Raw genomic sequence first — 13601 nt, forward strand, 5'->3', positions numbered from 1 at the left:
AAGTCAAGCATTTAATTTCGCCTTCTTCGCCGGAGTTCTCAGTGGAACCCCGCTGACCCGGCGGCTTGCGTGCCGTTGTTCCGTGTCAGTGGAGGCGCATTATAGGGAGTTATTTCAGGCTGACAAGGGGAAATTTAAAATAACTTTCCGAATGCGTATTTTTTCACCAAAACCACCATTAACATGCCATAAAATAAGCAATTTGCCGTTTTTGCAGCCGCAATCACACTCCCTGATGGCATACTAATGAATAAGAAAAAGCGTAAGGAAGAACATTCATGCCTTTAAATGCCCAACAGATAGCTGCCCAAAAGAATCTTTCCTATGTTCTGGCAGAAAAACTGGCTCAGAGAATATTAAAAGGTGAATACGCACCCGGCGCTATCCTGCCAGGTGAAATTGAGCTGGGCGATCAGTTTGGCGTAAGCCGAACTGCGGTAAGAGAGGCAGTTAAGACATTAACGGCTAAAGGTATGGTATTACCGCGCCCACGTATTGGTACACGCGTTATGCCGCAGGCAAACTGGAACTTCCTCGATCAGGAGCTGCTCACCTGGTGGATGACGGAAGATAATTTTCCACAGGTCATTAAACACTTTCTGGTGATGCGTATTAGCCTGGAGCCTCAAGCCTGTTCACTGGCGGCGACGATTGGTACGGCAGAGCAGAAAGCCCATCTCAATACATTAATGGAAGAGATGGTCGAGCTGAAAAGAAACTTCAGACGCGAACGTTGGATTGAAGTTGATATTGCCTGGCATGAGCACATTTATGAAATGAGCGCGAATCCATTCCTGATATCCTTCGCATCATTGTTCCATTCCGTTTATCAGACCTACTTTACGTCGATTACCTATAACGATGTGGTCAAGCTGGATTTGCACCAGGCCATTGTCGATGCAATAGAAGATAGCGATGGCGAACGCGCTTTTGCCGCCTGTCAGGCATTGCTGATAGCACCGAACGAGCTCCCGGATAAATAATCTATGTCAGAAAAGAAATCGCGCAGTATGGCTGGATTGCCATGGATAGCCGCCATGGCCTTTTTTATGCAGGCATTAGATGCCACTATCCTCAACACGGCCTTACCCGCAATAGCACATAGTCTTAACCGCTCCCCGCTTGCTATGCAATCAGCCATTATCAGCTATACCCTGACAGTCGCTATGCTGATCCCGGTGAGTGGATGGTTGGCTGACAGATTCGGGACCCGGCGTGTATTTATGATTGCCGTTAGCCTGTTTACGTTGGGATCGTTGGCTTGTGCACTTTCCAGCTCATTAAGTGAACTGGTGGTTTTCCGCGTGATACAGGGTATCGGTGGCGCAATGATGATGCCTGTTGCCCGTCTGGCATTATTGCGTGCTTACCCGCGCAGCGAACTGCTCCCCGTACTTAATTTCGTGACCATGCCCGGTCTTGTTGGACCGATTTTAGGTCCGGTACTGGGTGGCGTGCTGGTAACGTGGGCCAGTTGGCACTGGATCTTCCTGATTAATATTCCCATCGGCATAGCCGGTATCTTCTATGCCCGCAAATATATGCCGAACTTCACCACACCACGCCGCGGCTTCGATATGACCGGTTTCTTTCTCTTTGGTCTAAGCCTGGTACTGTTTTCCAGCGGTGTTGAGCTGTTTGGCGAGAAACTTGTTGCCAGTTGGGTCGCACTTGGCATTATTCTCGCCAGCATTGTGCTACTGCTCGCCTACATTCGTCATGCGCGTCTCCATCCGACACCGTTGATTGCGCTTCCTATTTTTAAAACGCGAACCTTTTCTGTTGGCATCGCCGGAAACCTTGCTACTCGCCTGGGAACGGGATGCGTACCTTTCTTAATGCCACTGATGCTGCAGGTAGGCTTTGGATACCCGGCACTCATTGCCGGTTGCATGATGGCTCCGACAGCGCTGGGCTCAATTCTGGCGAAATCGATGGTGACGCAGGTACTGCGCCGACTCGGCTACCGGACCACGCTGGTCGGTATTACAGTGTTTATCGGCCTGATGATTGCACAGTTCTCTTTGCAGTCTCCCGCCATGCCGGTCTGGATGCTAATTCTGCCACTGTTCATTTTAGGTATGGCGATGTCCACCCAGTTTACCTCAATGAATACCATTACTCTGGCCGATTTAACTGATGAGAATGCCAGCAGCGGAAACAGTGTTTTAGCCGTTACGCAGCAGCTGTCTATTAGTTTAGGGGTTGCCATTAGTGCCGCGGTTCTGCGTATCTACGAAGGTATGGAAGGAACCAATACGGTTGAACAGTTCCACTATACCTTTATTACAATGGGCGCGATCACCGTCGTATCGGCGCTGATGTTTATGCTGTTAAGAGCCAAAGATGGGCGCAATCTGATCAAAGATCGACATAAGCCTAAACCGACCCCCGCTCCATCAGAACAGGAGTAAGCTGCAAGCGCTGTTGCTGCAATTCGGGCTGTGCCATACGGTGGATTAACACATCAATGGCCAGTTCACCCAACTCATCTTTCGGTTGGTGAATAGTTGTCAGCGGCGGCGTCATATAGCGCGCCAGTTCTATATCATCATAACCGACTACCGCTATATCCTGTGGGATACGCAATCCAGACTGATATAAAGCCTGATATGCTCCAACCGCCATCGCGTCATTGCCGGTAAAAACAGCCTGTGGGCGGTCTTTATGCGACAACAGCGTTTGCATAGCTTCAAACCCACCGCCAAACTCGAAGTCACCGGTGATCTCGTAACCATCCGGGATAGCCAGCCCTGCACGCTTCATTGCCGCGCGATACCCTTCCAGGCGCAGACGCGCCGGTGTTTTATCCAGAGGGCCCGTGATGCAGGCAATGCGCGTAAACCCTTTTTCGATCAGATGTTGAGTGGCTAAATCCCCACCTAACAGGGAGTTATCCTGAATCAGATCGCTTTCACCATCAAAAGGCGACCAGTCCATCATCACGGTCGGTATAGAAGGGTAACGCTGCATGATTTCTCTGGAAGGCTGATGTGTTTCCGTGCAGAGCAGCAGCAAGCCGTCTACCCGCTTTTGCATCAACGTTTCCAGATTACGGTTCATACGCTGCTCGTCACCTTCGGTGTTGCACAGCACCAGGCTGTAACCGCGCTCAAAGCAGCTACGTTCAACACCACGAACCAGCTCAGAGTAAAAGGGATTAGTACTGGCTGTAATTAACATGCCAATAGTGCGGGTCTGATTCAGTTTGAGACTACGCGCCAACGCGGAAGGCGCATAGTTAAGCTCTTTGATTGCCGCATCAACTTTGTCAGTGATCGCCTCACTGACAAAGCGATCTTTATTAATGACGTGAGAAACCGTCGACGTGGAAACACCCGCCAGGCGGGCAACGTCCTTCATTGTAGCCAAGCGTTACCTCTGTTGACTTAAAAACGCTTCGATTTCTTCACGCCATGGAACGGAAGGCTGTGCACCTTTACGTGTGACCGCAATCGCTGCGGCAGCATGTGCAAAACGGATGGCTTCCGATAGCGGAGTCTCTTCCAGTAACGCTGTGATTAACGCACCGTTAAAGGTATCTCCGGCAGCGATAGTATCAACCGCGTCAACTTTAAAACCCGGTACTCGCTGACCTTCACCGTTTACACTGGCCCACACACCGCGACTCCCTAAGGTAATCAGTACAGTATGGATCCCTTTCGCGTGCAATGCCTGCGCCGCTTTAGCTGCATCTTCATCGTTTTCTACCCGGATCCCCGTCAGCTTTTCAGCCTCGGTTTCATTCGGGGTAATAATATCCACCAGCGCCAGCAGCTCGTCGGATAGTTCACGTGCCGGAGCTGGGTTAAGGGCGACCAGAGTCTTATTCTGATGCGCAATCTTTGCCGCAGCCTGTACGCTTTCGATCGGTGATTCTAATTGCATCAGTAACGCAGACGCCTGAGCAATACGGTCACGCTGTGCTTCTACCAACGCCGGAGAAAGAGCAGCATTCGCGCCGGCATGAATACCGATAACGTTCTCACCTTCGGCATTCACAAAAATCAGCGCCACACCGGTCGATTCACCCGAAATAACGCTAATCGGGGCAATATCAATATTATCGCGAGCTAACTGTTTACGAACACTTTCGCCAATATCGTCATCACCCGTACAGGCAATGAACGCGATATTCGCGCCACTACGCCCTGCAGCAACCGCCTGATTCGCGCCTTTACCGCCAAACGCCACCTGATATTGACTACCGGTTACGGTTTCACCCGGTGTCGGGAAAGAGTTAAGGTTGAGGATGTGATCGGCATTAATGCTGCCAAGAACAACGAGGTTGCCTGCGGTTTTCATGTTAGGTATTCCAAGTCAAAGTGCGCCACCGGGTTAGGGTGGCGCGTGCCCTGCTTTTCTTTTTACGCTTTCATCCTCAGAACAAGATCCAGGGATGGCGTATTTATGTCTCCATCAGGTCGCGAGCGGCCTGAATCGGTATTACTGCTTGATAACCAGCTTCAGGTCAACCGGATATTTAGCCTGAACCTTCTCGCCTTTCAGGACTTTATCCGCAGTCTCAACGCCTTTCGCGCCGATCTGATCCGGCAACTGAGCAATAGTCGCAGCCAGTTTGCCATCATTTACTGCTTTTTCGCCATCTGGAGTGCCGTCAAATCCAACCACCATCACATCAGATTTACCCGCCGTTTGCAGCGCACGCAGCGCACCCAGCGCCATTTCATCGTTCTGGGCAAATACGGCCTGCACGTCAGGATGCGCGGTCAGCAGGTTCTGCATAACGTTCAGACCTTTAGTGCGGTCGAAGTCTGCCGGCTGGCTGGCCAGTACGTTAAATTTGTGTGCCGCAACAGCCTGCTGGAAACCTTCGCCACGCTCACGCGCCGCAGACGTTCCGGCAATGCCCTGCAGTTCGATAACTTTCGCGCCTTCACCGGCTTTTTTCGCGATGTAATCACCCGCAATTTTTCCGCCCAGCACGTTATCAGACGCAATATGGCTTACCACTTCACCTTTAGACGCTACGCGGTCAAGGGTGATAACCGGAATCTTCGCCTGGTTAGCCATCTTCACGGCGTTACCCACGGCATCGGAGTCAGTTGGGTTGATCAGCAGGATTTTAGTCCCGCGAACCGTTAAGTCCTGAACGTTAGCCAGCTCTTTCGCCGGGTTGTTCTGCGAGTCCAGAATCACCAGGTTGTAACCCAGCTTATCTGCCTCTTTTTGCGCCCCATCCTTCAGGGAGACAAAGAACGGGTTATTAAGCGTGGAGACCACCAGCGCAATGGTATCTTTCGCCATCGCATTCGCGCTCACGGTGGCGCTCAGCGCAACAGCAGAAACCAGGGTAGCCAGTTTTTTCATGTTCATATTTAAGATGTCCTGTAATCGTTGTTACTGCTTTTTGTTGTCTACCAGTACCGCCAGCAAAATCACCACCGCTTTGACGATCATCTGGTAATAGGAGGATACACCTAACAAATTCAAACCATTATTGAGGAAACCAAGAATCAATGCGCCGATCAGCGTCCCAACAATGCGTCCTTTACCACCCGCCAGGCTGGTACCACCTAATACCACCGCGGCGATAGCATCCAGCTCATAGCCTGTACCTGCCGTCGGTTGCGCAGAGGAAAGACGCGCGACTTCAATGATGCCCGCCAGCGATGCCAGCAGCCCACAGAGTGAATAGACGATAATTTTGATTTTACTGACGCTGATTCCGGACAGACGCGTTGCCGCTTCGTTACCGCCCAGCGCATAGATATAACGACCCAGACGCGTGTGGTGCAGCATGTACCACGCCGCGAGGAAAACAATCCCCATAATCCACACCGGCGTAGGGATGCCTAATGGACGACCAATCCCGAACCAGCCAAACAGATCGGCATTATCAGTAAAACCGGTGTTTACCGGACTGCCGTTGGTGTAGACCATGGTCACACCGCGCAGCAGCAGCATCATCACCAGGGTCGCGATAAACGCCTGCACGCGACCTTTCGCGACAATCACCCCGGTTACCGCGCCAATGGCAGCGCCGAGCGCCAGAGCAGCAGCAACAGCCACCAGCGCATTGACTTCAATCCCTACAATGGAAGCCGCAACCGCGCCGGTCAGCGCCAGTAAGGAACCGACGGACAGATCGATACCCGACGTCAGGATGACCAGAGTCATGCCGACCGCCATGATGGCGTTCACCGACGTTTGCTGGAGAATGTTGAACAGGTTATTAACGGTAAAAAAGTTGGGGCTCATGGTGGAAACAATCGCGATCAGCACTAACAGAGCGATGAGCGACTTTTGCTCCAGAAGCCATGCTTTAGTGAAATAACGGCGACCAGAAACAGCCTGGGTAGTCATCTTTTTTACTCCTGATTCACGCGATTAAGCTTGCCCACAGCGGCAGCCATTAATACTTCCTGAGTGGCCTGCTCGCGAGTGAATTCACCGCCGAGATGCCCTTCATGCATAACGATAATTCGATCGCTCATGCCCAATACTTCTGGCATCTCAGAAGAGACCAGAATGATACTCAGCCCATCAGCCTTAAACTGGTTGATAAGCTGATAGATTTCTTTCTTGGCCCCAACGTCAACGCCGCGCGTTGGTTCATCAAGGATCAGCACTTTTGGACGGGTCATCAGACCGCGCGCAATCGCTACTTTCTGCTGGTTACCGCCGGAGAGCAGGCCGATAGCCTGTTCCATCGATGGCGTTTTAACATTGAACAGGCGAATAAAATCACCCACCGCCTGCTGCTCATCTTTATGTTTAAGGCTTCCGCCTGCACGGCTGAAATAGCGCAGCGCGGTCAGTGACATGTTCTCTTTCACCGACATACCGAGCACTAAACCATCGCGTTTACGGTCTTCAGAAATATAGACGATGCCATTAGCCAGTCCATCCTGCGGCGAACGGGTGACAACTTCATGGCCATCAAGCGTGACGTAGCCGCTGGTGCGCGGCAATGCGCCGTACAAAACCTTCATCAGCTCGGTACGCCCAGCACCCATCAACCCCGATACGCCAAGGATTTCGCCTTTACGCAGCGTGAATGACACATCGTTTACGCCAGGGCCGCACAAATTATCGACTTTCAGGCGAATATCACCCGGCGCTTTTTCCAGACGCGGGTACTGATCTTCCAGTTTACGTCCCACCATCATTTCAATCAGCGAGTCTTCGGTAAGCGATGCGACTTCACGCTCGGCAATAAACTGCCCGTCGCGAAAGACGGTTACGTCATCGCAAATCTCGAAGATCTCTTTCATGCGGTGAGAAATATAGACAATGCCGCGCCCCTGGGATTTCAGTTCGCGAATGACGCGGAACAGGGATTCGGTTTCAGTATCGGTGAGGGCATCCGTCGGTTCATCCATAATGATGACCTTCGATTCAAAGCTCAGCACTTTGGCGATTTCAACCATCTGCTGATCGCCTATCGACAGCTCACCGACCAGCCTGTCGCTTTTAAAGCGCAGATTGAGTTTGGCGAGCAGCAGATCGGCTTCGGCGTACATCTTCTTCCAGTCTATTTTGCCAAAGCGATTCACAAACTCGCGACCGAGAAAAATGTTCTCGGCAATAGTGAGTTGCGGGATCAGGTTCAGCTCCTGGTGGATGATACCGATTCCGGCTTCCTGGGAGGATTTCGGGCCGTTAAAGGTGGTCTCTTTACCCAGCCACAATAAGGAACCGGCATCACGGGTGTAGATTCCGGTCAGCACCTTCATCATGGTGGATTTGCCCGCGCCGTTTTCGCCCACCAGCGCCATTACGCGGCCTGGGTAGACATTCAGCGCGGCGCCGGATAGCGCTTTTACGCCCGGGAACGCTTTATCGATCCCTTTGAGTTGCAGTAATGCGTTCATGATGGCCTCAGAACGTGACGCCAGCACAGAGAATGATATTCGCATACGGAGAACATTCTCCGCTGCGAATTACCGCCTGACTGTCTGCGGTTTGTTTTTTGAATTGTTCATGCGTGGTGTAACGAATTTCTATGGTGTTTCCCTGGTGTTGTTGCAGTTGCTCAATGTGACTGAGCAACGTTTCGTGGAGTTGCGGATTATGTTGTTTAATTTCCGACGCGAGAATGGCCGCCTCGACCTGCATTTCACGTGTAACCACATCCAATACCTGCATAAAAGAAGGTACGCCCTGGGTTAATGCCATATCGATACGCGTTGTGCTGTTCGGGATGGGTAAACCTGCATCACACACCACCAGCGTATCGGTATGCCCCAGACGGGAGATCACCGATGAAATTTCAGAGTTGAGTACCGTGCCTTTCTTCATTTTCTTTCCCCACTAGCGAAACGTTTCGCTGAAGATAAGTGTAGTTCGAAGAGTGGACAGAAAACCACCGCGACGTTACGAAAATGTGATCACCATCGAAACGTTTCGCAAGGATTATCATGAGATGAAAAGAAAACTGAGAGGGGTCAAACAAAACGCCCCCTTTCACGATGAAAGAGGGCGTTAACAACATTAAATCTCGACCTGCGTACCGAGTTCAATAACCCGGTTCGGTGGGATTTCAAACTGGTCCGGCGCGCGCAGCGCATTGCGCTGTAGCAGCAGATACAGCTTGCCACGCAGGCGCAGATACCATGGTCGTTTGCCGACAATCAACGACTCGTGCGACATGAAGAAGGAGGTTTCCATCATCCGACAGCTTAAGCCTTCCAGACCGCAGCGGTGGAACACTTCTTCAACGTTTGGCGTTTCACGCCAACCGTAGCTGGCCACCACGCGCCAGAAGGTAGGCGACAATTGCTCAATCTGCACTCTACGTACATTGTGTACATAGGGCGCGTCTTCCGTACGCAGCGTCAGCAGAATAACGCGTTCATGCAGCACCTTGTTATGTTTCAGGTTATGCAGCAGCGCAAACGGGATGACGTTCAACGCACGGGACATATACACCGCCGTTCCTGGCACTCGCACCGGTGGGGATTTCTCCAGCGACGCAATCATCGCCTCCAGAGAGTTACCGTGCTCATGCATGCGACGCAACAGACGGAAGCGTTCGCTTTTCCAGGTCGTCATAATAGTGAACATCACCAGACCCAGCGAGAGCGGCAACCAGCCGCCTGAAACGAGCTTATCGAGGTTTGCAGAGAACAACGGAACATCGATGCACAGGAACGCAACCAGGATCAGGAAGACGAAGTATTTATTCCAGTGCCAGTTTTGCCGCGCCACGGTCGTCGACAGAATGGACGTCAGTACCATCGTTCCCGTTACCGCAATACCGTACGCAGCAGCCAGATTACTGGAGTGCTCAAAGCTCACGATCACAATAACCACGGCGAAATAAAGCATCCAGTTTACGAAAGGAATATAGATCTGACCCGATTCCATTTCTGAAGTATGGATAATCCGCATCGGCGGTAAATACCCCAGACGCACAGCCTGGCGCGTCAGTGAGAATACGCCGGAAATAACCGCCTGCGAAGCGATTACCGTCGCCAGCGCGGCAAGGATCAGCAGCGGAATCAGCGCCCAGTCCGGTGCCAGCAGGAAGAACGGGTTTTTGATCGCTTCAGGATGCTTTAACAGCAATGCCCCCTGACCAAAATAGTTCAGTACCAGTGAAGGTAATACGACGGAGAACCATGCAAGGCGAATCGGTAACTTACCGAAGTGGCCCATATCCGCATACAGCGCTTCAACACCGGTAATCGACAGCACCACCGCGCCCAGCGCAATAAAGGACAGCGTTTTGAATTCCAGGAAGAAATGAACAGCCCAATACGGATTTAGGGCATGCAACACTTCCGGATTTGCAATAATGCTGCGTACACCCAGCACGGCAAGTACCAGGAACCATATCAGCATAATCGGCGCAAACAGCTTACCGACCATGCCGGTACCGTGTTTTTGAATCAAAAACAGCAGGGTAAGTACGATAATAGAGAGAGGAACAATCCAGGTGTCCAGTTGTGGAGCAATAATCTCCAGACCTTCAATCGCCGACATCACCGAAATGGCTGGCGTAATCACCACCTCGCCATAGAAAAAGCTGCCGCCAATCAATCCCATAATCACCAGCATCGAGGTCGTTCGCGCCGACGTATTACGCCCGGCCAACGACATCAACGTCAGGATCCCACCTTCCCCGGCGTTATCAGCACGCATAACAAATGACAGATACTTAACGGAAACAACCAGAATCAGCAGCCAGAAAATCAGCGAGAGAAAACCAAACACGGCATCACGTTCAACGCCAAAACCAAACTGCCCGGACAAACATTCACGAAGCGTATAAAGTGGGCTGGTACCAATATCACCGTAGACAACCCCAATGGCCGCGAGGGTAATCGCAGACAATGATTGCTTATTATCAGTGCTCATAGACTCGTCTTTCGTTTATACACATCATCGTTCAAGCTACCTCCGCGTTGGCTGCATTCGTTATTCCGCCCATCCCAGGGAATAACTCCATTGCCGCCTTGGTGCAGCTTGATTGATATGGTGTATATATAAGAAATGTGTGCGTCGTCCCTTGGCCCACAAAAAGGCGCACAGTATGCACGATTAATCGCAAAATCGTACCCCTAAATGAGACCAGATTAATCTGGCTCAAAGAAAAATAAACGCGCCTTCAGTCTATTACAGCCCAGGGGCGAAACATCTATACTCGCTGTTTAACGCGGTACATTTGGCGAAAGGACGCCACTTCATTATGGCTCACCCACATTTATTAGCGGAAAGAATTTCCCGTCTGAGCAATGCGCTGGAAAAGGGACTTTATGAACGTAGTCACGCCATTCGCCTTTGTCTGCTGGCCGCGCTCAGCGGCGAGAGCGTCTTCTTATTAGGCCCTCCAGGGATAGCGAAAAGCTTAATCGCTCGCCGACTGAAGTTTGCCTTTAAAAATGCCCGTGCTTTCGAATATCTGATGACGCGCTTCTCGACACCTGAAGAGGTCTTTGGCCCGCTATCTATTCAGGCGCTTAAAGACGAAGGTCGATATGAGCGCTTAACAGCAGGCTATCTTCCTGAAGCCGAAATTGTTTTTCTCGATGAAATCTGGAAAGCAGGCCCGGCCATTCTCAACACCCTGCTAACCGCCATTAACGAACGCCACTTCCGCAACGGCGCACACGAGGAGAAAATCCCGATGCGCCTGCTGGTCGCGGCCTCCAACGAACTACCTGAAGCAGACAGCAGCCTGGAAGCATTGTACGACCGTATGCTGATTCGCCTGTGGCTGGATAAAGTACAGGACAAGGCCAACTTCCGGTCCATGCTGTTAAGCCAGCAGGATGAAAGTGACAACCCCGTTCCAACAACGTTACAAGTGACCGATGAAGAGTACTACCAGTGGCAAAAAGACATTGGCAAAATCACGCTTCCCGATCGTGTATTTGAATTGATTTTCACCCTGCGCCAGCAACTGGATGCGCTACCGAACGCCCCCTACGTATCTGACCGTCGCTGGAAAAAAGCAATCCGCTTACTCCAGGCCAGCGCCTTCTTTAGCGGGCGCGATGCCGTTGCGCCTATCGACCTTATTCTGCTGAAAGATTGCCTGTGGTATGACGCGCAAAGCCTGAATCTGATGCAGCAACAAATCGAAATATTGATGACCGGGCACGCCTGGCAGCAGCAGGCAATGTTGACTCGCCTTGGGGCAATAATGCAGCGTCGCATCCAGCTACAGCAGCAGCAAAGTGATAAAACGGCCTTCACGGTAATTCGTCAGGGTGGAATGTTCAGCCGCCGTCCTCATTATGATTTACCGCCGGAAGCCAACACTTCCGTACTGACGCTGCTACTGCAAAAACCCCTAAAACTGCACGATATGGAGGTTATCCATATTGCCTTTGAACGCGGCGCTCTGGAGCAGTGGCTGACTAAAGGCGGTGAGATCCGCGGAAAATTAAACGGTATCGGATTTGCCCAGACGCTGAATATGGAAGTCGACAGCGCTCAGCACCTGGTCGTGCGCGACGTCAGTTTGCAAGGTTCTCGCCTGGCACTAACCGGCGCATCAGAAGAAAGCATGCCCAGTGAGATAAAGCAGCAACTTGAAGCGCTCGACAACGAATGGCACCAGCAGCACAGCGAATTTAGTGAACAGCAAAAATGTCTGTTTATTCATAGTGACTGGTTAGGCCGCATTGAAGCCAGCCTGCAGGACGTCGGTACACAGATCCGACAGGCACAACAATGCTGACCCTTGATACGCTAAATATCATGCTGGCGGTCGGCGAAGAGGGGATGATTGAAGAGATGATCATCGCACTGCTGGCTTCCCCGCAGATGGCGGTCTTTTTCAAAAAATTTCCCCGGCTAAAAAAAGCGATTACTGACGATGTTCCCCGCTGGCGCGAAGCGTTACGTAACCGCCTCAAAGATACCCACGTACCGCCGGAGCTCACAGAAGAGGTCATGTGCTATCAGCAAAGTCAGCTCCTCTCCACTCCGCAGTTTATCGTCCAGCTACCGCAAATCTTAGCGCTCCTGCACCGACTCCACTCGCCATGGGCTGGGCAAGCGCAGCAACTGGTTGATGACAACAGTACTTTTACGCCTGCACTGCATACACTCTTTCTCCAGCGCTGGCGCCTGAGCCTGGTGGTGCAAACCACCACGCTTAATCAGCAGCTACTGGAAGAAGAACGCGAACAGTTGCTCAGTGAAGTGCAGGAACGGATGACGCTCAGTGGCCAACTGGAACCTGTGCTGGCGGAAAATGACAACGCAGCGGGTCGTTTGTGGGACATGAGCGCAGGTCAAATCAAGCGCGGTGATTATCAGCTAATGGTGAAATACGGTGAATTTCTGACGCAACAACCCGAACTCCAGCGCCTGGCCGAGCAGTTAGGTCGTTCCAGAGAGGCGAAATCCGTGCCGCGTAAAGATGCGCCAATGGAAACCTTCCGTACCCTGGTGCGCGAACCGGCAACCGTCCCGGAGCAGGTGGATGGCATTCAACAAAGCGATGATATCCTGCGTTTACTTCCCCCCGAACTGGCCACGTTGGGTATTACCGAACTGGAATATGAGTTCTATCGGCGGCTGGTGGAAAAGCAGCTCCTGACATACCGCCTGCATGGAGAAGCCTGGCGCGAGAAAGTCACGGAGCGGCCGGTTATCCACCAGGATTTTGACGAGCAGCCTCGTGGGCCCTTTATTGTCTGTGTCGATACCTCGGGTTCGATGGGCGGATTTAATGAGCAGTGTGCGAAAGCCTTTTGCCTTGCGCTAATGCGCGTCGCCCTTGCCGATAACCGGCGCTGTTTCATTATGCTGTTTTCAACAGAAGTGGTGCGCTATGAGCTTTCCGGTCCGGAGGGCATCGAACAGGCGATCCGTTTTTTAAGTCAGCGCTTTCGCGGCGGTACAGATATCGCCAGCTGTTTTCGCGCCATTATTGAACGCATGCAGGGTCGGGAATGGTTTGATGCCGATGCGGTGGTGATCTCAGATTTTATCGCTCAGCGATTACCTGATGAAGTTGTCAATAAAGTGGGGGAATTGCAGCGAGTGCACCAGCATCGTTTTCATGCTGTGGCGATGTCAGCACATGGCAAACCCGGCATCATGCGCATTTTCGATCATATCTGGCGCTTTGATACCGGGATGCGAAGCCGCCTGCTCAGACGCTGGCGGCGTTAATT

General features: G+C 51.8%; 12 protein-coding genes. 5 read left to right on the forward strand and 7 right to left on the reverse strand.

From position 1 onward, the window contains the following. The 3 genes from EHN13_RS24155 to mdtD all read left to right on the forward strand — a co-directional run. Window positions 1-247: hypothetical protein (locus tag EHN13_RS24155; RefSeq protein ID WP_211339287.1), on the forward strand; the 247-nt coding region annotated here is incomplete at its 5' end. 31 nt (window positions 248-278) lie between these two features. Beyond that, window positions 279-983, forward strand: coding sequence for a FadR/GntR family transcriptional regulator (locus EHN13_RS18520; protein WP_048213796.1), 705 nt, complete (start codon window positions 279-281; stop codon window positions 981-983). Window positions 984-986: 3 nt separating this feature from the next. Next, complete coding sequence (gene mdtD, locus EHN13_RS18525; RefSeq protein WP_101742140.1) at window positions 987-2414, forward strand: multidrug transporter subunit MdtD; 1428 nt, start codon at window positions 987-989, stop codon at window positions 2412-2414. Here mdtD and rbsR read toward each other — a convergent pair. The 7 genes from rbsR to kup form a co-directional block, all read right to left on the reverse strand. Further along, entirely contained in the window at window positions 2380-3372 is a 993-nt protein-coding gene (rbsR, locus tag EHN13_RS18530; RefSeq protein ID WP_101742139.1) for a ribose operon transcriptional repressor RbsR, read from the reverse strand. The two genes, mdtD and rbsR, sit on opposite strands and share 35 nt — an antisense overlap. A gap of 3 nt (window positions 3373-3375) precedes the next feature. Continuing rightward, window positions 3376-4305: a ribokinase gene (rbsK, locus tag EHN13_RS18535; RefSeq protein ID WP_115601252.1), complete on the reverse strand. Its 930-nt coding sequence runs from the start codon at window positions 4303-4305 to the stop codon at window positions 3376-3378. A gap of 141 nt (window positions 4306-4446) precedes the next feature. Beyond that, window positions 4447-5337, reverse strand: a complete 891-nt coding sequence (rbsB, locus tag EHN13_RS18540) for a ribose ABC transporter substrate-binding protein RbsB (protein WP_003023760.1) — start codon at window positions 5335-5337, stop codon at window positions 4447-4449. A 24-nt stretch (window positions 5338-5361) separates the two neighbouring features. After that, window positions 5362-6327, reverse strand: coding sequence for a ribose ABC transporter permease (rbsC, locus tag EHN13_RS18545; protein WP_003826999.1), 966 nt, complete (start codon window positions 6325-6327; stop codon window positions 5362-5364). Window positions 6328-6332: 5 nt separating this feature from the next. Then, entirely contained in the window at window positions 6333-7838 is a 1506-nt protein-coding gene (gene rbsA / locus EHN13_RS18550) for a ribose ABC transporter ATP-binding protein RbsA (protein ID WP_003023764.1), read from the reverse strand. A 7-nt stretch (window positions 7839-7845) separates the two neighbouring features. Then, a complete protein-coding gene (gene rbsD / locus EHN13_RS18555) occupies window positions 7846-8265 on the reverse strand; it encodes a D-ribose pyranase (protein ID WP_003023766.1) in 420 nt (139 codons plus the stop codon). A gap of 192 nt (window positions 8266-8457) precedes the next feature. Further along, the gene (kup, locus tag EHN13_RS18560; protein ID WP_124021879.1) at window positions 8458-10326 is read right to left on the reverse strand and encodes a low affinity potassium transporter Kup; all 1869 of its coding nucleotides are present in this window, start codon (window positions 10324-10326) and stop codon (window positions 8458-8460) included. Window positions 10327-10657: 331 nt separating this feature from the next. Between kup and ravA the strand changes: the two genes are divergently transcribed. Together ravA and viaA are read left to right on the forward strand one after the other, a co-directional pair. Beyond that, window positions 10658-12154 (forward strand): ATPase RavA, encoded by a 1497-nt coding sequence (gene ravA, locus EHN13_RS18565; RefSeq protein WP_124021880.1) that lies wholly within the window; start codon window positions 10658-10660, stop codon window positions 12152-12154. Then, entirely contained in the window at window positions 12148-13599 is a 1452-nt protein-coding gene (viaA, locus tag EHN13_RS18570; protein ID WP_048213791.1) for an ATPase RavA stimulator ViaA, read from the forward strand. The genes ravA and viaA overlap by 7 nt, the downstream gene beginning before the upstream one ends. The last annotated feature ends 2 nt before the right edge of the window (window positions 13600-13601 follow it).

Source organism: Citrobacter youngae (assembly GCF_003818115.1).
GTDB lineage: Bacteria > Pseudomonadota > Gammaproteobacteria > Enterobacterales > Enterobacteriaceae > Citrobacter > Citrobacter youngae.